The sequence below is a fragment of the Thalassobacillus pellis genome (assembly GCF_016908295.1).
Classification (GTDB): Bacteria; Bacillota; Bacilli; order Bacillales; family Halobacillaceae; genus Thalassobacillus; species Thalassobacillus pellis.
The window spans coordinates 21,861-47,871 of the sequence record NZ_JAFBDO010000008.1 but is presented as its reverse complement, the minus strand read 5'-3'; the positions used below and the strand labels follow the sequence as shown (position 1 = coordinate 47,871).

Here is a 26,011-nt window from a genome sequence, read left to right as displayed (position 1 = left end):
CCCCTTAAAATGCCACGAAAAAGTAACAATTTAATTTAGTTTAAGGGCGTTTCCGTGTAATTTCCTAACTTTCTCGGAATCGTCCTCTTTAGTTTTGTTGGTGATATAGGTGTAGGTTTTCATTGTAAGATTTATTTATTTTCTGGTACAAGTTCATTGTCCTTGGCCCCGCACACAGGGCATTTAGTCCAAAGAACATACGTTACTTTTTCGTTAAAATTCTTTTCTATAACTTTAATAATTTTCATTTCTTTGTGGAAGCAATTTGTACATCTATTCAGTATATATTGCCCTACTTGGTAGTTACTCATGTTAGCCCTCCTATAAGTTTGGTCAAAATATATTCTATGAAACTTATGAAATACTCAAAGTTATTTTAGCCTAATTATAAACTGAAGTCTAAGGAAATAAGTGAAAAATGCTGGTTATCCATGGAGAAAAGCTAGGAAGATATTCTATTTTCTAAAAATAGAGTACTGATCATACAAGAAAGTATAGTCTTAATAGGAAATGAGCGTGAGAAGGGAGGCCTACTCGACGGCATGAGTAGGTGGCAATTAGTAGACATATGATGTTGTCTGAGTGGCCTATCTATCTTTTATGGGGCTCTATTTTAAACAATATGTCAGGATGGCAGGACGGGCAGGAAGAGTTACGTGGCAGTAAATTAACTAAAATGTTTCCGGACCCCTTCCGGGTGTCTTTCTATGAAAAAAGAAAAAAGTCTCCGAAATAGAAAACAAAGGAGGATTTAACATGGAGCTGAAGCTTGATAAACAGGTAAATGAAGCGCTACTGTCTAACATGTTCTAATGGAAGCTCACTTCAAGAAAAGCGCTTAAACTACTTTAGAAGTTCATTAAAAAGCTCGGAAAACCTGGTGAATTATAGTCGGTATGTAACGCCTTAACTCTTTTCATAGTAAGGTTAAAAAATAATATGGCAGGATTTCTTTCAAATTTGGTTAACCTTCCCCCCCACACAAAAGTTCCTTGATCTATTCGGGGGGGGGGTATCTATCTTTATTAATACATAACTTTTTTAAATTTTTATTTGAACAAAAGAGTTAAGTAACTTTTTTTTTTATAATTCATTTGTCGATAGGTGATTTCGATTTACTGCAAGAGGCGGTTGCTCCATCCAACCTTTTTCAATCAAAATATTTGCACCGGTTTTTACATACAAGGAAACATCCATTAAACATCGAGCATATATTGCCCCGATGTCTTTTCTGCCATTTAAAGAAGCTCCATTTGCATATTCTCTGATTTCCATTGAAAACATATCTACTTTATGAAACACCATTAGCTTGTCAGAAAATGGTGGGATGGTAGACGATGTTACCAAATGATCTAAAAGGGTAGGAGAAGGCAAATAATCTTCATTTAATTTTTGGGATAGCTTATCAATATGCCTTTCATTAATATTTCTTCCACGTTCTAAAAATTTTCTTACTCTACTATGTTTTGCACCTTGGCTAAATCCAATAATAAGGGCTTTACTTGTGATATCATTGTTAATATTATCGAATAAATGTGCGATTTCTAGTCCATGCAGCGGTCTTACATTACCTAAAAATCCATTCAAAAAACTTTGTTTATTAACAAAATCAATACCGTTTGGATTCGGCATTGCTGGTGAATTCATCAACATTCCTTTTGATTTTAATACATCATTTGTATGGTTCATCAATAAGACAACATCATTAAGCGCTTTAGCAAAGAATTCCCTGATGTCTTTTCTAGTAACTATGCTTATGGCTTTACTATATAAACTCATACCTGCTTTTCCTGTGTATTGTAAATAATAAAGGTAAAACTCATCCTTAAATAGTCTAGGTGCATCTAAGTTTACGTCATCATCTGTTAATCCTACTGGAATAGGAAAGTCTCCCCGTTTAAAAATCGTTTCTATGTCACTTATATATGTTTTAGTTAAACTTAAAGCATATTTTAAAACTTTTTTAATATCCTTATCTTCTACATTTTTCAGATAATAACTAAGTACACATTTGGCCATTGTATTTCCAGTATACGTAGCCCAAAGCTTTCCCATTTCTCCCGATGTTAGGCTTGATATATCAGTATTCATAGCAATTTCACCCCATTTAATACATTTATTTAACCATAGAGTGCCTCATTACGAATAAAAGTATGTACATTGGAAGCCCTGGTTAGAGAAAATGGTTTCATAAATTTTATAATGGCTACGCAAAAAGAATATTATAAGATAAACTTCGAATGGCATTAACTCAGTTCAATATTTACTTATGGGCACATGAATATATGATAACGCATAGATAGACTGAAAAGACGAAATCTCTCAGCTTTTACATCATGATATGTGCATAAATCCCATCCTTGTTTGGTATTTTTATTACCACCTCGTCATGAAGTAAAAACACAACGAAAAATAAATAATATAAATAATCATAAATAGTGACATATTTTAGACAGTAAATATACTGCCATTTCCTACATGGACTAAATGCCAGAAACAAGGGCGGAAACTTTAAGTTACCCATCACTACATCCTCCTGTAAATGGAACGCACAGTTGCGTATCAGGACAAAATCCCGGGTTCTGACTACATAAGACTTGGGTGAACTCAGAGTTCTGAAGGCTGAGGTTTTTAAAATAGCAGACAATCTCATGGTTGCGAATTGGTAGACTGTTTAACTGAAAAGAAATCGGATAGGGATTGCGCACATGCTGATAGAATAAACCTTGCTGGGTAAATGGGGGCGGATATACCTGATCCGGCTGTGTAGGAATAATATCGTGGATATTGAAAATGCGGATGCTATTCGCTATGGTCCGGTCAAATTGAAATGCAAATTCAGGATCTGCGACGCGGGGGCTACCATACGTATAAATGAATGGATTTTTAAACGAAGTCTTCGTTGCGATATCAAAAGCAGCCAGCACGGCTAAAGCTCCTCCTAGACTATGCCCTGTTACAAATAATCTTTTTCTCTTGGAAAGTTTGGTTAATGTTTTAATTAATTCGTTTCTTGTTGATTGATAAATACAGGTGAAACCGCGATGGGCTTTTCCTGTATTTTTGACAAAAGGATAGGGGACCTGATATAAATCTTGGTTCGATTCATTGTCATATATAAATTAATTTAATGTGGAATTGCACTTTATGTTATGTGTAGAAATTTAAGTTAACTTAAATTTTCCGAATATTACTTTTATTACCAATAATGTTTACATTTGGTGGGTTAAAAGATAAACTATTTCTTGTTAAAGAAAGGGGAGCTGTAACGTGAAAAAAGTTATTCTCAGTATTAGTTTGTTGTTTGTTTTAGTTTTAGTCGGTTGTACTGATTCCTCAAACGGCAAGAGTACCAATTCAGATGCACAAAGTAAGGAGTCCACTAGTGACAACAAAGAAGAAGTAAAAGGCGCACTTCTAGATATACAACTTGATTTGACCAACACCCTTCGTCCTTATCACTCCAAGATTACTACCTACCAAACATTAGCGAGCAATGAAGAAGAACCACCATCAGAAAAGGATTTACAGACAGCTGCAACAGAAGCGAAAAATGCTGCAAAGGAAGCAGCCCAAGCTGTGGAAAATTTTAAGATTAATAGTGAAATTCCAGATGATATTAAAAAAGACTATAGTACTGCACTGAAATCACTGCAACAATATTATGTGGAGGTTCAACGTGTATTAGAAGAGTCCCCTTTAAAGGCTGACCTTTCTACAGCACAAGAACATATGAATCAGTTCCAAGAAATATTTAACAAAATTTATGAAGAAGTTGGTTTGGCACCAACTGACCTAAGTGCTGAATTAGGTTAGACTTTCAGAAAAGAGGCTTATAAAGAGCCTCTTTTTTTTGATGAAAATATTACAATACGATTCCTCTGTGACTTATAAAATCCACAAAAATTTGCTCCTGATAATATCCTTCTCCATTAATGAGTTGAACGATTGAATAGGGAAATGTTGGTATAGCCATTAAAAGAGAGAGCCCCTGACGTTAACAATTACTTCTAGTTTCTGAACCAAATATTCTTAAAATGCATTAGCCCCTACGGTTAAAGATTTATTTCTTTTAGTCTTGTATATCTTTTGGTGACTGGATAATGACTGGAGACTATTTATAAAATAATAAAACTTATTGTGTTTAATCAACTTACTTGCAAACGGAAACCTTATGATAATAAGGTTTTATAGAACTTAATATTATCCTATTAACTAGGCGAGTGAATGGGTGGCATTATGTAATATATCCAAGCTCTCTGGTATGGGTAGGAACCAGAGAACCAAAGAAAGTGAAAGGTTAGTTAAGCTCTTTTTAACAAGATCAAAATGGGATTTAGTTTTTGGGAATTTCGCTTATAGTAAGTCATAAAACCTCTTTTCTCCTCGTTTACTTCTAGAATGCTTGTTTCGTTTAACATTGCACTAAAAAATTGCAGTCTGATAGAGCCATCAGAGCATAATTTTAGACTCAATGTGTATGATGAGACCCTAGAAAACAGAAATGCAGAGCCAGTTGAGAGACAATTTTGTTTAGAAGGACAATGTCTTAATGTAAAGTACTTCAGCACATGAAAGGCTGACTGCGTTAATGTATAGTGGCTCTCACGTCCTGTCCAAAGTCGTTCAATAAGAGACATTCAGTGATTCAAAAGTTCGCACTAGTGGTTCCTTCCAGTGAATTGCTCAAATCGTATGTAACAAGAAATGAGACAAGTGCATTTTTGGCAAATCAAAAGCTGTACAGTGTGTTAAAGATGAATCAGCAATTGCATAATTCTCTATCAAGTCTTTTCGTAATCTGGGCGATGAAGTTCCAGATTTTGACCAATATATGCACGGTACGAGTTTCTTTTTAGTAATTTCAGATGGCAAAGTAATTAAAAAATATAAAGGTACAAGCAATGAAGAGATGTACAAGATTGTCGAAGATCTCGAAATTGTACAATAGAAAGGATGCACAGCAATGAAGCAAAAGCTTTTATTAATGTTCGTTACCGTACTGTTGGTATTTGTGGGCGCTGCTTGCGGAAAAACGAATGAAGGAGAAAGTACAGGAGATAATTCAGAAAGCGAAGAAGTTTTACCATTAGAAGTGTCAATTTCCACTTCTCCTGAAACTGGTGAGCTTGAACCAGGAGAAGAGATGACGATTCAAGCAAAAGTTACTCAGGGGGTGAGATGGTGGATGATGCAGCAGAAGCATTGTTAATGCTGAATCCAGCATACCAGGAAGAAGTTGCCTATGAAACGTTTTTCGGGATACTTCAATACTTCGGTATAGCTGTTTGAGGCTATGTAGAAGAGGCACCAGAACGACAAACGGCCAGTTATGAGTTTGCCTACAAACCGGAGAGTAACTGGAAACAGTATCGTTGATTATCTAAATGCGAAAGGAAAAGAATCCAGTATTAGATATAATGAAGACAACCCAGACAACCTTATATTGAGCCAGAAGAAACCACACTTTTATCCAGTGTGGTTTCTTTATACTTTCGAAATTTGTTATAAATTATAATGGAGGTCTCCAATTTAAGTGGGGTTTTTTGTAAAAAAAACAAATATCTGCGAATCCTTACTTGTGTTCCCCTTCTTTATCCTTAACCTGGATAGTCACTTGTTTCGCTCCGAGAACCTTGGCCGCTTGAATCATTTTGGCGGCTGCTTTTTCTGACTCATCCAAGGAGACATTCTCCCTAGTTATATGAAACAAGGGATTCTCTTGCTCATTTACTCGAGCTGGTTCCTCACTAATATCCGGAAGGGTCGGTTTTTTGATTTCCAATTGCTGTTCTTCCGCCACAGATCGATTATAGCGCTTTCCACGAATTCGACGTCCATGGTAAACAACCGTGGAATATGGGCACTTCGTTTCTTTTTCAATTTTACGATAGCTTTTGTTTGTATCTCGAAGCAACTGCTTTACTCGATGTAGATCATATTTATACTGCCTTGCCATGGTGAAAACACCTCTCCTAAAAAAATTCTCCAATATATACATAACATACAAAAAAGACCATTCCTAAATACAAAAAAACCCACATGTAAATTTTCCTAATTCTACTATATTACAAATTACGCTTACCTTATATGTTAAAATAACCAATATTTACTAACAACTGCTTTACGGATGAACTTTGTTATCGAAAGGGAGTGTGGAGGATGGCTGTTGTGGTAAAGAAAAAGAACAACTAGGATAATTGTGATTCTGGGTGTTCCTGTAATATTGAGCCTGTACAAAAAACAGCAAAACTAAATAGTGATTGCTTTCTAGTTAACTCAGTAATAGGGTCTAAAACGGTGCAAAAAGTAGCAGAAATTACCCTTAAAATTACAGCATTCACATGGTTAACTGTACTTGATGATATACTATCGATAAGAGTAGAACCCAATTTGGATGCTATCACCTATAGTGCAAGGATTATTCAAGATAAAGTTGTAAATATAGGAGTTATCCCAGCTACCATAACTATAAGTATTTTAGGCGTTGATCTTCCTGCTATTTTATCGACCTCAATACCTTTCCAAGAGCATACAGATTTCCCAGGTGCCTGTCCACAGGATATCTTACAAGAGTCTCCCCTTGAGGTGGAAGGAATATTTACACAACCAGGTGTACCGATTGTAACTGGACCAGTAGTTGGGGATCTCGTGGAAGGTATATTATTCATTTTACGCACTACTATTACGGTTACAAGACCGGTTTTATCCGATGGTAACGGTAATTTATGTGATGTAAACACGAATCGTTGCCAAACATCAAATACCCCACCATCATTTACTCTTCCTACTCCAACGACTGGAAATGGTATACTACCTTTAAATACAAATACAACAACATAAAGTATATTTAAAAGGCCTTGGTACTATGGTACAGGGCCTATTATTGTGGATTCCATTTGTTAATTAGAATAACCGAAGTACATATTTAAAAAAGAATAGTCCTCCTGCTCTTTTTGCAGTAGGGTTATTTTTCTTCCTATCTTGGTGACTGGATAATGCAGGAGACTATTTATAAAAAAATAAAGCTTATTGTGTTTAATCTACTTCTTACAAACGGAAACCTTATGATAATAAGGTTTTATAGAACTTAATTTTATCCTATTAACTAGGCGAGTGAATGGGCTGCATTCCATCAAAAATTAGTGTTAGATCGAACAAAGATCCAAGCTTAATTTATTTCTAATAGGGAAATATACATCCTTTATTTTAAGATGACGAAAATTTGTGAGTGTAGGTTTAAAGGGTGAGAATCTTTTGTTGCCAAACTGTTGCCCACATTGATTAAAAAACCTACAAATCAATCCTATTTAAACCTATTTCAATTGGAAAAAGAATTGATAAAATAGGGTTTTATCTATTATCATCCCAACCATTCCTATTCAGTTGTCCACTTTGACAGGGGGGGAGGTTGGTTTGATCCCATAAAAAGCACCTACCAAAGTGACGCGGTTTCTCACTCATGCAGAAGCCGTGTATTTTTTAAAAAGATCTATATATTGGATAGCACTAGGTAGTACTAGAAGGAAAATGACATACTTTCTGACATACTTTTTCTCATTTGAGTTTATTTCACTATATTTTTGGATTGGACCTTGAACCATATAGAAGTTGCCATTATCTATAAAATTAGAACCTATTTTACCTTATTAAATGAAGCGAATACATGATACGCATACTGCCCATGAAGCATTTTTAATTACCCTCATGAGATACCCCGTAGATGAGGAGGGAAGCAAATGGAATTGTTAAAAGATAAGATTCTCAACGAAGGAAAAGCATTGAATGAAAAAGTACTTAAAGTGGACGCTTTTTTGAATCACCAGATTGATCCATCGTTGATGAAGGATATAGGTAAAGAGTTTGCTCGTATTTTCAAAGAAAAAGGTATTACAAAAATCTTGACAATCGAATCTTCAGGGATTGCTCCGGCGGTCATGACTGGACTAGAAATGAATGTCCCTGTTTTGTTCGCAAGGAAAAGAAAATCATTGACGCTGACTGACAGCCTGCATACTGCAGAAATCCATTCTTTTACAAAAGGAAAAGTGAATAATATCAGTATTTCAGGCGATTACCTGACGGCTGCAGATAAAGTATTAATCCTCGATGACTTTTTAGCGAATGGACAGGCGGCAGAGGGGCTGAATAAGCTGGCTCAATCTTCAGGTGCGGAGGTAATTGGTATGGGAATAGTTATCGAAAAGGCATTTCAGCCAGGGGGAGATCTACTTCGCGAAAAAGGGCTATGGGTTGAATCCTTGGTAAAAATCTCCCAGCTTGCGGAAGGAAAAATCGTATTTGAAGATAAGGAGGCGGTAAAATGAGAAAGGCAGGGAAATTAGGAGCAATTGGTTTCCAGCATGTGCTTGCCATGTATGCTGGAGCCGTGATCGTTCCTTTAATTGTTGGAGGTGCCCTTGGTCTTGATGGAAAACAACTTACCTATTTAGTTTCCATCGATTTATTAATGTGCGGTATTGCTACTTTGTTACAGGCTATGAGTAACCGATTTTTCGGAATAGGACTGCCAGTTGTACTCGGATGTACTTTCACAGCAGTAGCACCAATGATTTCTATCGGCTCCAGCATGGGCATATCAGCAGTGTACGGGGCAATTATCTTATCGGGATTATTTGTGTTTCTGTCTGCCCCATTGCTTGGAAAGCTTATTCGTTTTTTTCCGCCAGTTGTCACGGGGTCAGTAGTAACAATTATTGGAATTACCCTTATTCCTGTTGCGATGGATAATCTCGCAGGTGGAGCAGGTAGTGAAAATTATGGTGAACCCGTCAACCTGCTGCTTGGTTTCGGTGTGTTGGCTTCCATTATCTTAATGCAGCGGATATTTACTGGTTTCATTCGTGCGATTTCTATCCTGGTGGGTATTGTAGCGGGGACGTGTATTGCTGCTTTCCTTGGTATGGTGGATTTTTCACCATTACAGGAATCAGGCTGGTTTCATATCCCTCAGCCATTTTATTTTGGAATTCCCACATTCCATGTTTCTGCTGTACTGACAATGACTTTAGTAGCAATTGTGAGTATTATTGAATCGACCGGTGTTTATTTTGCTCTGGGAGATATATGTGATCGAAAGTTATCAAAAAATGAACTGGCAAAAGGTTATCGGGCAGAAGGGCTTGCCATTGTATTTGGTGGAATTATGAATGCATTTCCATATACGACCTATTCCCAAAACGTTGGGCTCGTACAACTTTCGGGAATTAAAAAACGGGGCGTCATTTTCATAGCAGGTGGTATGCTTATTGCAATCGGCCTTGTGCCTAAGATTGGCGCCATTACAACTTTGATTCCTTCTCCTGTACTTGGAGGAGCAATGGTGGCCATGTTTGGAATGGTAGTAGCATATGGAATAAAAATGTTAAGTAATGTCGACCTCAAAAGCCAGGAAAACCTGCTTGTTATAGCATGTTCTGTCGGAATGGGATTAGGAGTGACTGTCGCTCCTGACTTGTTTGCGCAGATGCCTGAACAAGTACAAATTTTAACGGACAATGGTATCGTTGCAGGAAGTTTCACAGCCATCGTACTGAATTACTTTTTGAACCTTCTTCCAAAAGAGATACAGAAAACAGAGAACCATAATAACAATGCTTCAGAAACAGTTGCATCCTGACTACGTACAAACAGTTCTTCTTGTAAAACTGGACCCACAATATTTTGAAGAAGGGAATAATAAACCAGGGCGTGTTCCTAAAGGAACTCAGCCCTGGTTTTATAGTTGGTAAAATTTCCGGATTTTATCGGATACATTCTCGAATTTTTTTTCGCCATCAATATTAGTAAGCATTCCTCTGATAACTGCACGACGCGGGTCAGTACTTTGTATTTCTTCAAGAAGAACAGTGATAGTTACCTGGATATCTTCGTCGGCATGGTGCTGGAGATTCTTCAATGTTTGGATAATATCATCCAGCTCGTAGTCGAGAAATTCTTCGGGGATAATCTGGCTGATGAATTCTTCGGTGATGACCGGTTGGTCACCGCTTCTTGTGAAACCCTCAACGATGAAGTCAGTTCTGCGTAACAACGCTTCACACAAAGCTTCTAAATTCAATCGTGCATCTTCAAGGATAATCAGATCAAGGAAAGCTTTGAACATCCCCTCCATGAGCAGGCTCACTTCCCACAAGATTCCATCGATTTCTTTACCATAGATCGCCAGAAAATGACGTTTATAAAACATATAGGAATTAAATCTCATCTGTTTTATGAAGCTTTCAATATTATCGTTAAAAGGGATTGCCTGTTCGCGAATCTGCATAATGATGAATTCGCGATGCTGAGCAATTTCTTCAAAAGTGACACGAAGCTGTTTCTTGAAATTGGTTCTTGGGTCCAGCCCCTCCGATTGTATTTCCTCTATTTTAGATTGAATGCGTGAATAATAGTAATTAAAGATTTCCAGAAGCAAGGCATCCTTTGACTTGAAATGTAAATAAAAAGCACCCTTGGAAATGCCGCATTCATTAGCAATTTCCTGCACGGACGTGGAACTGAATCCTTTTTTGGCAAATAATTTGATTGATTGCTCGATGATGTTTATGGATTTCTCATCCAATTCATTCCAACTCCTTCAAAGAATTGTGCTAGTATTTTCTCTTGACTTATGACCGATTGGTCATTAACATTGTAAATGATTATGACTGTATGGTCAACGGAGGGAGAACCTACATGAGTAAGATTATCAATTTTTCCATGAATAACAAATTTGCACTTTGGCTGATGACTATTATTATTACTGTAGCAGGTTTATATTCAGGACTTAACATGAAGTTGGAAACATTACCAGACATAGAGCCACCGATCATTACGGTGACTACCCCATATCCTGGGGCGACTCCAGAGGAAGTGGCAGAACAGGTTTCGAAACCGATTGAACAGCAGGTTACAAATCTTAATGGCGTACAATCGGTAAGTTCAACGTCATATCAAAATGCATCATCGATTCAATTACAATACAGTTTTGATAAAAGCCTGGACGAAGCAGAGGATGAGCTGAAAGACGCTGTGAGCAAGGTGGAATTGCCTGATGGTGCTCAAGAACCAGCAGTTTCACGTTTGAACTTCAATGCCTTTCCTGTGGTCAGTTTAAGTGTCATCAATGGGGATCAGTCCCTTGAGCAATTGACAACAAAAGTTGAAGAGACTATGGTTCCAGCCCTGGAAGGCTTGGAAGGTGTGGCTGAAGTACAAGTATCCGGGCAGCAAATCCAGGAAGTGCGTATTGACTATAAAGAAGATAAACTTTCCGAACTCGGAATGACCCAAGAAACAGTAACTCAGATGATAAAAGGGCAGGATGCCACATTCCCGCTTGGATTATTTACTTTTGATGACACTCAGAAGTCTGTAGTAGTCAATGGTAACCTGGGAAGTGTAGAAGAGCTAGAGGAGCTTGAAATACCTGCTATCCCTTCAGCTGCTCCAGGGCAAAGCCAGAGCCAGACACCTCCAGCTGACATGGGCCAGCAAGGCGCAACACAGCCGGAGCAGGAACAAACACAGTCAGCTGGCAAGGCAGTAAATGGTATTCCTACTGTACAGTTGAAAGAGATTGCTGACATTCAAATCGTTGGAGAAGCCGAGTCTATTTCCAGGACAAATGGAGAAGACTCAATCTCCTTACAGATCATCAAATCACAGCAAGCAAACACAGTGGACGTAGTTAATCGAGTTAAGGAAAAAACTGCCGAGTTAGAATCTGATTTTACAGGGATAGATTTCATCAATACCTTTGATCAGGGAGAGCCAATTGAAGAATCTGTCAGCACCATGCTGAATAAAGCGCTGTTCGGCGGGATTTTTGCTGTCCTTATCATTTTGCTGTTTTTGAGAAACTTCAAAACGACCGTGATTTCAATAATTTCTATCCCCTTATCCTTATTGATAGCCATCCTTCTTCTAAACCAGATGGGTATTACATTGAACATTATGACATTAGGTGCAATGACTGTTGCCATTGGCCGTGTAGTTGATGATTCTATTGTTGTCGTTGAAAATATATATCGACGAATGTCCCTAACAAGGGAAAAGCTTACCGGGAAAGAGTTGGTCCGGTCTGCTACGAAAGAAATGTTCATGCCAATTCTATCCTCCACAATTGTGACAATTGCTGTTTTCCTTCCACTTGGATTAGTTGAAGGCACTGTAGGACAAATCTTTTTACCTTTTGCGTTGACTATTGTCTTCGCTTTGCTGGCATCATTGCTCGTTGCAATTACAATTGTACCAATGATGTCCCATTCTTTGTTGAAAGAGGCAAAGATAAAAGGAAAAGGACACGAAGAAGGTGGAAAACTGGCCAGGATGTACCGTGGTTTTCTGAACAGTGCCTTGAACCATAAGGTCATCACTTCAATAGTATCAATAGCTATACTCATTGGAAGCATCGCGCTTATCCCATTTGTCGGAACGAGCTTTTTGCCAAGTCAGGAACAGAAAATGGTAATGGCCACCTATAACCCTGAGCCTGGCCAGACTTTAGAAGATGTAGAAAATATTGCAATTGAGGCAGCTGAATATTTTGAAAACCGGGATGGGGCTGAAACCATACAGTATTCTGTAGGTGGTGAGAACCCGATGAATCCTGGTGCTTCTAATCAGGCATTATTTTTCGTCGAGTATGATAGTGAAACAGAGAATTTTGAAAATGAAACACAAACGGTCATCGATTCCTTGAATGAACAGACAGAGAAAGGGACATGGTCCAGTCAGGATGTACATGGCGCAGGTTCGAGCAGCGGATTGGAAATATTGGTCTATGGGGAAGATACAAATGAAATCGAACCAGTAGTGGCCAATGTGGAGGAGCTGCTTTCTGATAAAAAGAACCTAAGAAACATTGATTCCAGTATCGCAGAATCTTATGAGGAATATACTTTGGTTGCTGACCATGAAAAACTTAGTGAATTAGGATTGACTGCCGGGCAGTTAGGCATGGTACTGAATCAGCACCAACAGCAGCCAGTCGTTACAACCATTGAAAAAGATGGAGAAGTGATGAATGTCTATCTTGAAGTAGAGGAAAAAAGCTATAGCGGTATCGAAGATCTTACTTCCCGGAAAGTCAAGACTCCGACCGGACAAAGTATCCCTATCAGTGAAGTGACTGAAGTAGAGGAAGGAACGACTGCGGATACGATCAGCAGGAAAGATGGCAGAGTTTACGCCAGTGTTAAAGCAGAAATAACTACCGATGATGTAGGTAGTGTGTCTGCAGACGTCAAGGAACAGCTGGATTCTATAGAAACGCCTGCTGGAGTAGATATAACCATGGGTGGTGTTACAGAAGATATTCAGGAATCATTTACACAGCTTGGTCTGGCAATGCTCGCTGCTATCGCCATTGTTTATTTGGTTCTAGTCATATTCTTTGGTGGCGGATTAGCACCACTCGCGATATTGTTTTCTCTTCCATTTACGATCATAGGAGCCGTACTTGGGTTGTTAATCAGTGGAGAAACGTTGAGTATTTCAGCGATGATTGGGGCGCTGATGCTGATCGGAATAGTCGTAACCAATGCAATTGTCCTGATCGACCGAGTCATCCATAGAGAGAAAGAAGGATTCACGACCAGAGAAGCATTGCTCGATGCAGGAATGACACGTCTTCGTCCAATCCTTATGACAGCACTTGCAACCATTGGAGCACTCCTGCCGCTGGCATTAGGATTAGAAGGCGGTTCTATCATCAGTAAAGGGTTAGGAGTCACTGTTATCGGCGGTTTAGCAAGCTCTACACTGCTGACATTATTAATAGTTCCACTAGTATATGAACTATTGAGTAAATTTCGCAGAAACAAAGTGACCGATTGACTTAAGGGACTGTCCCTTTCTGGGGCAGTTCTATATGTTAGGCTTCTCTTAAATTGTTCTGTATAAATACATTCGTTTTAATACAGGCAACCCAAACTGAATTTTTTATTCTGCAGTGCGATGCTAACGATTTGTTAGTATCTAGTGTAGTCAAATAAAAAACTCCTCTCTATGCTTTTTTCAGCTTAGAAAGGAGTTTTTTCGTTGTTAATAAAATTTGATGTGACCTCTACAGCAAGCTTTATCCTATCCACTCGAAGTCATATGCTTATCCGGCGAGGCTTGGCTTAAGCTTGTCGGGGGTGAGCAAGGCGCTTACGCTTTTGTCTCATCCAGCTCCAGCGCCTACCCCCTCGAGGTCTTAAGCCGATCCTCTCTGTGACAAAGAACGTCACGGTGAGGCTTGGCTTAAGCTTGTCGGGGGTGAACAAGGCGCTTACGCTTTTGTTCTTAAATAATTGCTTTTTTAAGGGATTGATAGGAATCATTCCAAAATTCTTGGTTGTCGCGGTAGGCCTTCGTAATAAATTGAAACATTTCTTTTTCTTTCTTTTCATAGTCATTTTTATCTTTTGATGGAAGTGCTTTTCTGGATCTGTCGATAAATTTCTGTACTTCTTTAGCTCTTGGTCCCCATCTGGCCACTTCTTTTCCTTCCGGGTTAATAAAAATGAAGATCGGAATGGCGCGTGATTTTCCCGTCAGATATTGATCCATTAATTCCGGGTTTTCATCTCTGTAAAGCATGTGCACGTTCATATGTCCGGCTTCTGCTATTTTAAGTAGAATGGGTATATTTAACATGGCATCGCTACACCAGTCTTCCGTTAATACGATGACACGCAGGTTCTGTTTTTGTAGCTGTTCATATAAATGTTCGTCCTCCGATGGAACTTTGAAATGTTCATATATATAAATAAGTTCCTCACTCAAGGTAGTCATCGATTCAACATATTCTTGGGCGGTAATTCCTTTGTTAAACCAATCTTCCAGTGTCATATAGCTCCTCCTCTTGATAATAACATCAAAGTCCATTTCCCTATTGAGGAGATATTCATGCATTAATTTTTAATTGTATAAAATTGGTAAAATCCTGCAGGGAGATGAAAAGGTCTCTGAAAGAGTCCCTTATAATTTAAAGATGCTATTAAAGTCTTGCTGTTGAGTCTCACAGCCCCCCTTACGGCGGATACGGCGGTCTCCATCCTTCTTGATCAAGAAAGTCACATGACTAAGTGGAGCTTCAGATCGCGCTGTCACACAGATTTCACCGCCTCCCACTCATCTTGGATCATTAATATTTTAGAAAAAGACAAACCGGTATGTATGGATATAAAACCCATACATACCGGTTATTTAAATTCATACCTTTCTAAAACTTTTTACTAAACCTTCAGTTTTCAGTGGTCTCCAAAACAGTCTATTGGGCTCGCTTATGCTGATATCTTTTCCACTGATATCGTATAAAGCAGCCAATGCAAAATCCACAAATGGCTACAATGGCAGCGACAAATACTACAGCAGAAAAAATATAGCCTATGATTGCCCATTCCCCTGTATAAGCAAGGTAAGCCATCGTCAAACAGAAGGTGGCAATAATTTGATTGAACTGCTGGTCTTCCAAATCTTCAGGTATATAGCTTCTCGGTGGTTTCCGTAAAAATCGTCGGCCAATAGCCATTATGGGGTGGAAACCGAATAAAAGTCCGGAAATACCTGATATTAAAGGAATCAAAAGAAAATAATGCCAGGCAGTCAGCCACGTCAAAAGAACAGTTATGATTATAGTCCATTGGTTTAGTCGGACAAGTGGACGTGGAATAGATGATGTAATTTCCACGATGATAAACCTACCTTTCTTATCGGTATTGAGTAAGTAATAGTATATCTAAATTCCTGACATCCGTGAAGTGGAAGGCTCTGACAAAGGGAAGTTTATTTTGGTATCATAGAAGAAAAGATAGGGAGGTTACATTAATGGAACCACAGCGCTTAGAATTATTGCTTGACTTATTAAAAACGCCATCACCATCCAGTATGGAAATGAATATCCAAAAAAAGTGGATGAAAGAAATGAAAAAGTACGCAGATAAAATGACGACGGATAATGCAGGGAATGTTATTGCCGTATTGAATCCGGAAGCCGAATTCAAAGTTCTCCTCGCCGGTCATTGTGATGAAATAGCCCTGGTCATTAACAGAATTGATGAACAAGGGTACCTGCACTTTGATAAAATGGGAGGTATTAATCCAAAAGCGGCTATCGGAATGAAGGTGACTGTACTTGGTCATAGGCAAGAGGTCACTGGTGTAATCGGAGTGAACGCACAGCATCATGGCGGTATTAAGGGGGATTTTGAACTTGAAGATCTGTTTATCGATTGTGGTGCGAAATCACAGGAAGAAATGGAACAGCTTGTTCAGATCGGTGACCTTGCCGTGTATAAACGAGAACCTGAAGTGATGATGGACAGGTACATAGCAGGACGCGGGCTTGATAATCGAACTGGTACATTCATTGTAGGGGAAGTATTGCGCCGTCTCTCGAAGAAAACACTTAATGTCGGTGTATATGCCGTTTCGACTGTTAATGAGGAAACGAATATGGGAGGAGCATACTTTGCTGCAGCTGGAATCGAACCGACAATGGCTATTGCTTGCGATGTTACTTTTGCCACCGATTACCCGGGAGTCAATCGTAATAAGTATGGGGATGTTCGGTTAGATTCCGGTCCTGTTCTGGCTAAGGGTGCACCTATCAATCGTAAAATCAATCAGATGCTTGAAAAGACTGCAGCTTCTCTCGATATAGCTGTACAATATGAGCTGACACCAAGATCGACAGGAACGGACGCTGATCGTATGCGCCTCACAGGAAAAGGTGTGCCAATCAGCTTAGTTTCCTTACCACTTAGGTATATGCATTCCCCGGTGGAAACTAGCAGTATGAAAGATGTTGATGAAGAAATCGATTTACTGGTTGAGATGATTGCCAATATGACAGGAAAAGAAAGTCTAAATCCTTTGGAAGATTGAATCAATGTATAAATACTTTTAAAATACCAGCACAAAACGACCTCTTATGGTAAATGAACCTAGATAGGACAAACATAGAATGCTCTCAAGGCTGTCGAGAAACTCTCGACAGCCTGATTTCTTTCACCTTTCACCGCGCTCATTATTCTATTGATAAGAATCCTTTTAGACGATTTATGTGACGGCGGCCTGTCAGATTATGAAAAAGGCTCTCCTTCCTCTAGCTATGGTGAGCTATATGAAGGAAAGCCTTTTTTGGTTATAAGCTAAAGTGAAGGAGACCAGACCGTGCCACTCCCTGCGGAAAAACGGGCGAACCGAGACCCGCAGGGTGGTTATTCACGAGGACTCTAGCAATAGTCCGCGGAAAGAGAATGATCAGGGCTCCTGGGACACGAATAAAGCTTATAGAAAAACTCTGGGTCTCACCGAAGAGTATAGAACGCTCTCCTTTCTTGTTTTAAGGTAAAACAAATAATTTTCAGGAAGAAAATTGTTTAAAAAATGAAGGAAAAAATAGATAGATAATAGAAAAAAATGGGGGAGACAATGAAAAAGGATGATGTACTATGCTAACGTATGAAATCATGAGATCTGATCTTCTGCGGATAAAACCGATGGATGAAGATTTAGTCACGGAGGAAATTGAAAAAGTGATATCGGAGTACAACCTAACTATTTCTCAAAAAACAACCTTGAGTACAAAAAAAGGATCTGTGCATTGGCATCTGAAAAAATCGTTGGAAAAGGGTGTACTGGAGGTTACATATTGGCCTAAAGAAGCCAGGCTATGGATAAATATTGCATCGAATAGAAGAGCTTCGTGGAATTTAGAAATGATAGAACCGCTGGCTAAATCTTTTACAAAGAAAATTGGCGGAGAGGTAGAGCAAGTAAGGTAAATGATAAAAAGGAGTAGTCTGAAGTGCCGAATTGTTGGATTAATGCTCCAGCCGATGTGAAGAACTTCGTACATAACTTATCAAAGATTTTCCAAGAAACCCTGCACGCCAGGCTAATTGGAATCTATCTACATGGCTCGTTAGCCATGGGAGGGTTTCATCCAGCAAGAAGTGATATTGATTTAATCATTATCGTGTCAAATAGCTTAAATATGGAAGTCAGGAAAGACCTTGCCTATATAATGTTGGAGGTGTCCAATAGCCCTTACCCTATAGAAGTCAGTATATTAAGTCACAATCAGCTGGAAGCTTGGGAGCATCCTAGCCTGTTTGAATTCCACTATAGTGAAGCTTGGAGAAACAGGTTTATGTTGAGTTTAAGAGAAAGGGAGGAAAACAAAATATATCAGGCAGGATTAAGGGATGCCGATTTAGCTGCACACCTTACCATCATAAAAAATAGAGGAATTACCCTTTTAGGAGAACCGATATCAAAAGTGTTTCCAAGTATTTCTCCAGCCCATTATCTGGATTCCATAATGAGAGATTATAATGAATGTGTAGATAATATAACTAAAGACCCGGTTTATTGCACATTAAACATCATAAGGGTTTATTGTTACTTAAAAGAGGGAGCGATTTTCTCCAAAACGGAAGGAGGAAAGTGGGGGCTGGCTAACTTGCCTGAAAAGTTTCACAGTGCTATCAGGAATGTGCTTAGGAAGTACCAATATAATGATACGAAAAGTAGATTAAATCTTTCCGGATTGCGTGAGCTGAGGGATTATATACAGTGTCAGGTAGAAAAGCTGACAGAGAACCAATAAAGTATATGGAAAAAATATTATTTGAAAGAAAAGCGTAACAATTTGGCACTCATTGTTCCGCTTTTTTAAAAATTAGTGTAATCTGCTTGCTCTTGATGACAGAAAATAACTAATGGAAGCATGGGCTGCTTCCATTAGCTGTCGACGAATCTATCTCACCGTTCGTTGATTTCTTTGCTTTCTTCGACGGTAAACCGGGCGGTTGGCTCTACTTCCAGACGTTCTAATGGGATAGGCTCCCCTGATTTTTCGCTAAAACCATATTTTCCTTCTTCTATCCTTTGCAGTGCATCCTCAATTTCCATCATACGTTCCCGGGCTTTTTCGTAAAAAGTATAATCTTTTTCACGCTCGAATTGTTCTGTTCCAAGATTTGCTGGATGGTCTGCAACATCCGATAATTCTTGTGTGTTTTCGTTAGAATAGTCTTCGTTGGCCGGGCCGCCCCGATACTCCTCTAAGTCTTTCTCTGTTTCCTTCTTCATTTCCAGTAATCTCTCTTTGAATTCGTTTATCTGTTTATTTGTAAACATAGCAATCTCCTTTCCCTGCCTTAAGTTTTAAGAGGTACAACCCCAATCGTACACCTGGCAATGGAAATCAATGCATCATCTTCATCTGTAATTTTTATTTCCCAGACCATCGTATTTCTTCCAATATGAAAAGGAACGGCTGTTGCAGTTACAGTTCCATCCCGCTTGCTTTTGATATGGTTGGCATTGATCTCCACCCCAAAAACAGTATGGGTTTCAGTATTTACATTATGGAAGGCACCGATGCTGGCAGCTGATTCAGCTAAAGCGACGCTTGCCCCTCCATGCAAAAACCCGAGTGGCTGGTGGGTGGAAGCAGTGACAGGCATGGTCATAATCACTTCATTTTTATCCAGCGACTTAACTTCCATTCCTAAGGCTTCCATCATTGTATTGGTAAAAGATAATTTCATAAGGGTCATTCCTTTGTAATTATTTCCCGTAACAGAGGTGATGAAACATGCCGGGAGAATTAAAAAAGCGGCAAAAGTGTTTGCCGCGTCTTCAGATAGGAAAATACAATTGTAGTAATAAAGATATTCCTAATAGCAATCCATAGATTGTGTTTGTTTGAGCTGTTGCTTTCATAGCTGGCATCATTTCCACTGGCTGGATTTTACCGATAAAACCTTTTACAGCCTTTATTGCCTTTTTGAAGCTTAAGAATGAAAGGAGGCTCCAAATAGGCAATAAGCCGGCGACAATGAAAATAGCTGTAAACAAATAAGCTGTGATGAATAAGCCGGCAAGGAAGCGAATGGCACCCTTTTTACCTAATAGGATGGCGATAGTTCTTCGCCCATTCTCCTTGTCGCCTTCCAGATCTCGGATGTTATTAGCCAAGAGGATTGCTCCAACAAAGATAGCAACTGGTATGGATACAATTAGCACACTGGGATTGATGGCCATTGTCTGAATAAAATAGCTGATCCCGATAATCACAGTACCCATAAAGAATCCTGCTGCAAGTTCACCGAATGGAGTATAGGCAATCGGCAAGGGTCCACCAGTATATAAATAGCCGAACAACATCGAGGTAGCACCGATGATTGCGATCCACCAGCTTGAAGCTGCAGAAATATAAACACCTAGGAGTATTGCGATCCCAAAAAAGGCAATAGCCAGCCCAAGTACAGTTTTGGGAGAAATACCATCCCTGACAATGGTCCCGCCGATGCCGACAGACTTCTCCGTATCGAGGCCGCGAACGTAATCGTAATATTCATTGAACATGTTCGTGGCCGCCTGGATCAGGATCGAGGCAAGCAGCATTGCGAGAAACAATAAGAAGTTGATAGAGCTGTCCAAAGCTGCCAGCATTGTTCCTATAAACACAGGAACGAAGGCTGCCGTTAAGGTGTGGGGACGCAATAGACGCCACCATATTTGAAAACCTCCCCGTTCGTTCAGGGAAGTTTTTATATCTTCATTTTGGACCGGATTCATGATCGTTCTCTCCTTATACTAATTAGCTATGATATAAGATAATCAATATTAAGTTTATGGAATACCCGGGATAGTGTCAATGATTGTAAGAAAGTATTGGATACAAGTAACGATTTCTTGAGTATGAATAGAAAAGGGAATAAAATAGAGAAGGAAGTCATTAACAGGATGTTAGTATCATGTGATACAGTGAATCAATATATATTTTCAATAGAATTGGATTCTTATGTATATAGAGCGATTATTCCTGTCATTCAGGGGGGAAAGGTATGATTCATACAGAAACAGCTACAGTGGATGAAATCATCGGACAAGCAATAAGCGTAGCAAAACAGACAGACGAGCCACAATTGGTGAGTGCCGTCGATCATATAGAACCTATCGACCCGTTTTTATTTTACGCAGGAGCGGAAGTATTGAAAGATACCCGTCTATTCTGGAAAAGTGCTGACGGGGATTTTGTGATGGCAGGAGTCGGGACTGCTGCAACGCTTACTCCATCCATAGATGAGAGGTTTAAGGATATACAGCATCAATGGAAGGAATTAATGGATAGGACTCATTGGTTTGACAGCTTTGAGCAAAAGGGTACAGGTCCGGTTGCCATGGGAGGATTCAGTTTTGATCCTGCCAAGGAAACGACTGGCCTATGGTCTTCTTTTGAAACAAGCCAGCTGGTAATTCCTAATTACTTGCTCACGAAGGTAAAAGGGGAATGTTATTTTACAATTAATTGCCTTGTATACCCGGATGATCATATGGAGCAATTGAAGTTCCAATGGGAAGACACAAAAAATAAGTTATTAAAGCAGCGCAATTACGGCTTCATTGCCCCGGAAATATTACAGCAGGAAGAGATTAAGACAGAGAAATGGAAACAGCTTGTCAAGCAGGCGACGGAGGATATTGAAGCAGGGCTTATGGAAAAAGTGGTACTGGCCAGGGAGATGCGGCTGAAATTCGACGAAAATGTGAATGTCAGCCAGGTTCTACAGCACCTTGATGATACGCAGACAAACAGCTATATTTTTTCATTTGAAAGTGGAGATGCCCATTTTGTCGGTGCGACTCCAGAAAGGCTGGTTAAGGTTGAGAACCAGCAGCTGCTCTCGACCTGTCTGGCAGGCACTATTCCTCGCGGCAAGACAAAGGAAGAAGACGTCAGATTGGGACAGGAGCTGCTTCAGGATGAAAAAAACCTTGAGGAACATGATTTTGTGGTGCAAATGATTCGGGGAGCTATCGAATCCTGCGGGGAAAATGTAGAGATACCCGAAGCACCTGTATTATACCCATTAAAGAATCTTCAGCATCTTTTCACACCAGTAACTGCCAGATTAAAGGATGGCCATACATTGCTTGACATCGTGGAACGGCTTCACCCTACCCCGGCGATAGGTGGACTTCCAAGACAAGTAGCTATGGAATATATCAAGAAGCACGAGCCTTTGGACCGCGGGTGGTACGCCGGTCCTGTCGGGTGGTTAGATTCTAACCAAAATGGGGAATTTGCTGTTGCCATTCGATCAGCGCTTATCAAGAATGATCAAGCATCCCTGTTTTCCGGTTGTGGTGTAGTGAAAGATTCTGATCCGGATATGGAATATCAGGAAACTGCCATTAAATTTACACCGATGCTGGGCGTTTTAGGAGGAGCATGATGGATCACACCGAAGAACTTACAAGGTATATAGCACGGTTTGTACAGGGGCTTCATTATTCAGGGGTGGAGGAGGTCGTGATTTCCCCAGGATCGCGTTCCACCCCTCTTGCTATGACCTGTGCTGAATTTGAAGGTATCAGGCACTGGGTCAACCTGGATGAACGATCTGCCGCTTTTTTTGCGTTGGGAATTGCAAAAGAGCAACGTAAACCAGTAGCTTTGGTCTGTACTTCCGGTACTGCTGCAGCCAATTACTTTCCAGCAATTGTAGAAGCTTACTATAGCCGTATTCCGCTAATTGTTTTAACTGCGGATCGGCCTCACGAACTGCGGGATATCGGTGCGCCCCAAGCCATTGAGCAAGTGAAGCTGTATGGAGATTATATCAAATGGTTTCATGATATGGCTCTCCCGGAAGCTACTCCACCAATGCTCAGATACTCGAGGAATACAGCACAACGGGCTGTCCAGGAAGCTAATCATGGTAACCCCGGGCCGGTTCACGTCAATATTCCATTAAGAGAACCACTTATTCCAGACTTTTCCCTAAAAGGACTCTGGGTTTCAGAGCCTAAGGATACTCAGACACTATTTGGGAAAAGGAATCCTGATGAAACGGATATGTCCATGCTGGCAAAAGAACTGAAAGAATTAGGTAAAGGTGTGCTTGTATGCGGGCCACAATCAGACCGAGATTTAAGGGATGCAGTTGGAGAACTTGCAAAGCGTTTGGGAGCACCTGTATTGGCTGACCCTCTTTCCCAGCTTCGGACAGGACAATCAGAAAAAGATCATATCATTGAATCCTATGATGCCATATTGAAAAGCGACAATATCAAAGCGAAGTTGCGTCCGGATTACATTATCCGGTTCGGGGCCATGCCTGTCTCGAAGGCTTACCTGCAATGGTTACAGCAAATGGACGATTTTTATCATATTGTGGTTGAACCGGAAGCCGGGTTTCGGGAACCATCAGGAGTTTTTACCCGCTTCCTTTATTCCGATTCAGCGGTTTTCGCGCAAAAGTTAGCGAATCAGTACGAAGATATGGAAACGGATGGAAGCTGGCTGGGAAAATGGCAGAAAATGAACCAGACTGCTAAGGATTTATTGCTGACTGAATCTCCGGAAGAGAGTGTGAATGAAGGACAGGCTGTGGTAAAGATTTCTGAGGCTATTCCGGACCATTCGATTCTCTTTGTTGGCAACAGCATGCCGATAAGGGATGTCGATACCTTTTTTATGTCGACACCAAAAGAAGTGGAAATCATGGCTAATAGGGGAGCAAATGGAATTGATGGGGTTGTTTCAGCTGCACTTGGAACAGGAGCGAATGGAAAAAGAGTGACCCTGTTGATTGGAGACCTTTCGTTATTTCATGATTTCAATGGTTTATGGATCGCTAAAGAAAAGCAGTTGAATATAACTATTGTTTTGATAAACAATGATGGCGGTGGCATATTCTCCTATTTGCCGCAGGCTTCTCATCCAGCTCATTACGAGGAATTGTTCGGAACGCCGCTTCGTCTTCCCTTCAAACCTATTATTGAAGCATATGGAGGAGATTATCATCTGGCGGAATCGTGGGAGGCGTTTTCAGAACAGCTGACACAAAGCTATACGAAGCCAGGGTTATCAGTCATTGAATTGAGAACCTGCCGTGAAGATAACGTTCCCTACCATAAAGCTAAATGGGATAGTATCAAAGAAGCGATAGAAAAACAGCTAGAGGAATGATGGGATGTTCCATAAAATAAATAACTCGGAATATTGGGTTGAAATCACTGGAGAAGAAGGCCCCCCTTTAGTATTGCTCCACGGCTTCACAGGATCGACGAGAACCTGGGACAGAGTTTTGAGAGAACTATCACCCATGCCATTTCAGGTGGTAACTGTCGATCTCCCCGGCCATGGCCGGACCCGATATGGGGAAAAGCTGCTTACAATGGAAAAATGCTGTGCTGATTTAAATATGCTTTTCGATATATTAGGATTGGAAAATGTGACGCTTGCGGGTTATTCCATGGGAGGAAGGACAGCACTTTCGCATGCTTGTTTATATCCAAAAGATGTGGATAAATTGCTTTTGGAAAGCTCCTCTCCGGGGTTAGGGACGGAACATGAACGGCAGCAACGTATGGAAAGTGATGAACGGCTGGCAAGGAAAATAGAGAAAGAAGGCATCCGTTCTTTTGTCAATTTTTGGGAAAATGTGCCGTTATTCGAATCACAACGAAATCTTCCTGGGGTCATCCAACAGGAAGTTCGTACCGAACGGATGAATCAGACGCCTCATGGTCTCGCTTTATCGTTAAGGGGGATGGGAACTGGCAGGCAGCCTTCCTGGCGGGACCATTTACAGAACCTAAACTGCCCGGTAAAGCTTGTAGCCGGTGAGAAAGATAACAAATTCATCTGTATTAATGAAGAGATGAAAAACAGTCTTTCTAACGCAAGCCTTACAGTCATTCCAAATACCGGACATGCCGTCCATGTCGAACGACCGAGGGTTTTAGCTGAAATTATCATGGACTTCATGCTAGAATAAAAACTGAAAGAGTTTTAGGAGGAGGATTTCATATGACAGTAGAATGGGTCAATCAACGAAAATATGAAGATATTCGATATGAAACCTATGATGGTATAGCAAAAATCACCATCAATCGCCCGGAAGTGCGTAATGCGTTTCGTCCTGAAACAGTGACAGAATTAATAGACGCATTTATGCGTGCCCGCGATGATTCCAGCATCGGGGTTATCGTACTTGCTGGCGAAGGTGATGCAGCATTCTGTTCCGGCGGTGATCAATCTGTCCGAGGACATGGTGGATATGTCGGAGGAGATGAAATTCCACGCTTAAACGTACTTGATCTTCAACGGCTGATCCGTGTCATCCCTAAACCAGTAGTGGCTATGGTTTCCGGTTATGCAATCGGTGGTGGGCATGTGCTACATATTATGTGCGATCTGACGATTGCGGCTGAGAATGCTGTATTCGGCCAAACCGGTCCTAAAGTAGGAAGCTTTGATGCAGGCTATGGAGCAGGTTTGCTTGCACGCATTGTCGGACATAAGAAAGCTCGTGAAATCTGGTATCTGTGCCGCCAATATAATGCCCAGGAAGCACTTGACATGGGCTTGGTCAATACAGTGGTACCAGTCGAGGAACTGGAAGCAGAAACAATCCAATGGTGTCAGGAAATGCTTGAAAAATCACCTACTGCCCTACGTTTCCTAAAGGCTTCCTTCAATGCCGATACAGATGGATTGGCAGGGTTACAGCAAATGGGCGGCGACGCGACACTTCTTTATTACACAACCGATGAAGCTAAGGAAGGCCGTGACGCTTTCAAGGAAAAAAGAAAGCCTGACTTCAAACAGTTCCCGCGTTTCCCTTAAACAAATTTTCGTAAGAAGTATGAAGCATCAGTCCGTGCCTTTGGCAAGGGCTGGTGCTTTATTTAGTACATTAAGAATGTATAAAATTTTAGCAAAGAAGCTATCCGGCGTAGTGAAAATTTTTAAGTACTAGTATAAGAAAAACGAACACATTCACAGAAACCCACTGTGAATGGGAGTTTTTCTAATACATTAAGAATGTATAAAATTTTAGCAAAGAAGCTATCCGGCGTAGTGAAAATTTTTAAGTACTAAGTATAAGAAAAACGAACACATTCACAGAAAGGCATGTGAATGGGAGTTTTTCTAATACATTAAGAATGTATAAAATTTTAGCAAAGAAGCTATCCGGCGTAGTGGAAA

General features: G+C 40.1%; 23 protein-coding genes. 13 read left to right on the top strand and 10 right to left on the bottom strand.

Annotation, left to right across the window (positions count from 1 at the left end; all coding sequences use genetic code 11):
• Positions 1–131: 131 nt before the first annotated feature.
• The 3 genes from JOC33_RS18250 to JOC33_RS18240 all read right to left on the bottom strand — a co-directional run bounded on the left by JOC33_RS18250 (position 132) and on the right by JOC33_RS18240 (position 3,119).
• Positions 132–311, bottom strand: coding sequence for a hypothetical protein (locus JOC33_RS18250; protein WP_205093990.1), 180 nt, complete (start codon positions 309–311; stop codon positions 132–134).
• A 772-nt stretch (positions 312–1,083) separates the two neighbouring features.
• Positions 1,084–2,091 carry a DUF3231 family protein gene (locus JOC33_RS18245; RefSeq protein WP_205093989.1) on the bottom strand — a complete coding sequence of 336 codons (1,008 nt, stop codon included), beginning with the start codon at positions 2,089–2,091 and terminating at the stop codon, positions 1,084–1,086.
• A gap of 425 nt (positions 2,092–2,516) precedes the next feature.
• Entirely contained in the window at positions 2,517–3,119 is a 603-nt protein-coding gene (locus tag JOC33_RS18240; RefSeq protein WP_205094112.1) for a lipase family protein, read from the bottom strand.
• 151 nt (positions 3,120–3,270) lie between these two features.
• Between JOC33_RS18240 and JOC33_RS18235 the strand changes: the two genes are divergently transcribed.
• Both JOC33_RS18235 and JOC33_RS18230 read left to right on the top strand, forming a co-directional pair.
• Positions 3,271–3,816, top strand: a complete 546-nt coding sequence (locus JOC33_RS18235; RefSeq protein WP_205093988.1) for a hypothetical protein — start codon at positions 3,271–3,273, stop codon at positions 3,814–3,816.
• Between the two features lie 1,150 nt (positions 3,817–4,966).
• Positions 4,967–5,212 (top strand): hypothetical protein, encoded by a 246-nt coding sequence (locus JOC33_RS18230; protein ID WP_205093987.1) that lies wholly within the window; start codon positions 4,967–4,969, stop codon positions 5,210–5,212.
• A 363-nt stretch (positions 5,213–5,575) separates the two neighbouring features.
• Here the strand turns inward: JOC33_RS18230 and JOC33_RS18225 are convergent, their stop codons facing one another.
• Complete coding sequence (locus JOC33_RS18225; protein ID WP_205093986.1) at positions 5,576–5,959, bottom strand: hypothetical protein; 384 nt, start codon at positions 5,957–5,959, stop codon at positions 5,576–5,578.
• A 341-nt stretch (positions 5,960–6,300) separates the two neighbouring features.
• Between JOC33_RS18225 and JOC33_RS18220 the strand changes: the two genes are divergently transcribed.
• The 3 genes from JOC33_RS18220 (at position 6,301) to JOC33_RS18210 (ending at position 9,640) form a co-directional block, all read left to right on the top strand.
• Entirely contained in the window at positions 6,301–6,843 is a 543-nt protein-coding gene (locus JOC33_RS18220; RefSeq protein WP_205093985.1) for a hypothetical protein, read from the top strand.
• 896 nt (positions 6,844–7,739) lie between these two features.
• Positions 7,740–8,327, top strand: a complete 588-nt coding sequence (locus JOC33_RS18215; protein ID WP_205093984.1) for a xanthine phosphoribosyltransferase — start codon at positions 7,740–7,742, stop codon at positions 8,325–8,327.
• On the top strand, positions 8,324–9,640 hold the full coding sequence (locus tag JOC33_RS18210; protein WP_205093983.1) for a nucleobase:cation symporter-2 family protein: 1,317 nt from the start codon (positions 8,324–8,326) through the stop codon (positions 9,638–9,640). The genes JOC33_RS18215 and JOC33_RS18210 overlap by 4 nt, the downstream gene beginning before the upstream one ends.
• Positions 9,641–9,739: 99 nt before the next feature.
• On the opposite strand, the gene JOC33_RS18205 is transcribed toward JOC33_RS18210, so the two are convergent.
• Complete coding sequence (locus tag JOC33_RS18205) at positions 9,740–10,585, bottom strand: TetR/AcrR family transcriptional regulator (protein WP_205093982.1); 846 nt, start codon at positions 10,583–10,585, stop codon at positions 9,740–9,742.
• Positions 10,586–10,698: 113 nt separating this feature from the next.
• On the opposite strand from JOC33_RS18205, the gene JOC33_RS18200 reads away from it, so the two are divergent.
• Positions 10,699–13,842, top strand: a complete 3,144-nt coding sequence (locus JOC33_RS18200) for an efflux RND transporter permease subunit (RefSeq protein WP_205093981.1) — start codon at positions 10,699–10,701, stop codon at positions 13,840–13,842.
• 450 nt (positions 13,843–14,292) lie between these two features.
• On the opposite strand, the gene JOC33_RS18195 is transcribed toward JOC33_RS18200, so the two are convergent.
• Together JOC33_RS18195 and JOC33_RS18190 are read right to left on the bottom strand one after the other, a co-directional pair.
• Positions 14,293–14,841, bottom strand: a complete 549-nt coding sequence (locus tag JOC33_RS18195; RefSeq protein ID WP_205093980.1) for a thioredoxin family protein — start codon at positions 14,839–14,841, stop codon at positions 14,293–14,295.
• A 421-nt stretch (positions 14,842–15,262) separates the two neighbouring features.
• Positions 15,263–15,682 (bottom strand): DUF4395 domain-containing protein, encoded by a 420-nt coding sequence (locus JOC33_RS18190; RefSeq protein WP_338054555.1) that lies wholly within the window; start codon positions 15,680–15,682, stop codon positions 15,263–15,265.
• A 137-nt stretch (positions 15,683–15,819) separates the two neighbouring features.
• On the opposite strand from JOC33_RS18190, the gene JOC33_RS18185 reads away from it, so the two are divergent.
• From JOC33_RS18185 to JOC33_RS20705, 3 genes are all read left to right on the top strand, one after another.
• Positions 15,820–16,878 (top strand): zinc-binding metallopeptidase family protein, encoded by a 1,059-nt coding sequence (locus JOC33_RS18185; RefSeq protein WP_205093979.1) that lies wholly within the window; start codon positions 15,820–15,822, stop codon positions 16,876–16,878.
• Positions 16,879–17,447: 569 nt separating this feature from the next.
• Entirely contained in the window at positions 17,448–17,780 is a 333-nt protein-coding gene (locus JOC33_RS18180; RefSeq protein ID WP_205093978.1) for a hypothetical protein, read from the top strand.
• A gap of 23 nt (positions 17,781–17,803) precedes the next feature.
• Complete coding sequence (locus tag JOC33_RS20705) at positions 17,804–18,607, top strand: aminoglycoside adenylyltransferase domain-containing protein (RefSeq protein WP_205093977.1); 804 nt, start codon at positions 17,804–17,806, stop codon at positions 18,605–18,607.
• Positions 18,608–18,762: 155 nt separating this feature from the next.
• Here the strand turns inward: JOC33_RS20705 and JOC33_RS18170 are convergent, their stop codons facing one another.
• The 3 genes from JOC33_RS18170 to JOC33_RS18160 all read right to left on the bottom strand — a co-directional run bounded on the left by JOC33_RS18170 (position 18,763) and on the right by JOC33_RS18160 (position 20,586).
• A complete protein-coding gene (locus JOC33_RS18170) occupies positions 18,763–19,140 on the bottom strand; it encodes a TraR/DksA C4-type zinc finger protein (protein ID WP_205093976.1) in 378 nt (125 codons plus the stop codon).
• Between the two features lie 20 nt (positions 19,141–19,160).
• Positions 19,161–19,553: a hotdog fold thioesterase gene (locus tag JOC33_RS18165; RefSeq protein ID WP_205093975.1), complete on the bottom strand. Its 393-nt coding sequence runs from the start codon at positions 19,551–19,553 to the stop codon at positions 19,161–19,163.
• A gap of 91 nt (positions 19,554–19,644) precedes the next feature.
• Positions 19,645–20,586 carry a 1,4-dihydroxy-2-naphthoate polyprenyltransferase gene (locus tag JOC33_RS18160; protein ID WP_205093974.1) on the bottom strand — a complete coding sequence of 314 codons (942 nt, stop codon included), beginning with the start codon at positions 20,584–20,586 and terminating at the stop codon, positions 19,645–19,647.
• 269 nt (positions 20,587–20,855) lie between these two features.
• Between JOC33_RS18160 and JOC33_RS18155 the strand changes: the two genes are divergently transcribed.
• From JOC33_RS18155 to menB, 4 genes are read left to right on the top strand one after another with little or no spacing between them, the layout of a single operon-like run.
• On the top strand, positions 20,856–22,247 hold the full coding sequence (locus JOC33_RS18155) for an isochorismate synthase (RefSeq protein WP_205093973.1): 1,392 nt from the start codon (positions 20,856–20,858) through the stop codon (positions 22,245–22,247).
• Positions 22,244–23,986: a 2-succinyl-5-enolpyruvyl-6-hydroxy-3-cyclohexene-1-carboxylic-acid synthase gene (menD, locus tag JOC33_RS18150; protein ID WP_338054554.1), complete on the top strand. Its 1,743-nt coding sequence runs from the start codon at positions 22,244–22,246 to the stop codon at positions 23,984–23,986. The genes JOC33_RS18155 and menD overlap by 4 nt, the downstream gene beginning before the upstream one ends.
• A gap of 4 nt (positions 23,987–23,990) precedes the next feature.
• Positions 23,991–24,797: a 2-succinyl-6-hydroxy-2,4-cyclohexadiene-1-carboxylate synthase gene (menH, locus tag JOC33_RS18145; RefSeq protein ID WP_205093972.1), complete on the top strand. Its 807-nt coding sequence runs from the start codon at positions 23,991–23,993 to the stop codon at positions 24,795–24,797.
• 32 nt (positions 24,798–24,829) lie between these two features.
• A complete protein-coding gene (menB, locus tag JOC33_RS18140; protein WP_205093971.1) occupies positions 24,830–25,648 on the top strand; it encodes a 1,4-dihydroxy-2-naphthoyl-CoA synthase in 819 nt (272 codons plus the stop codon).
• Positions 25,649–26,011: the final 363 nt, after the last annotated feature.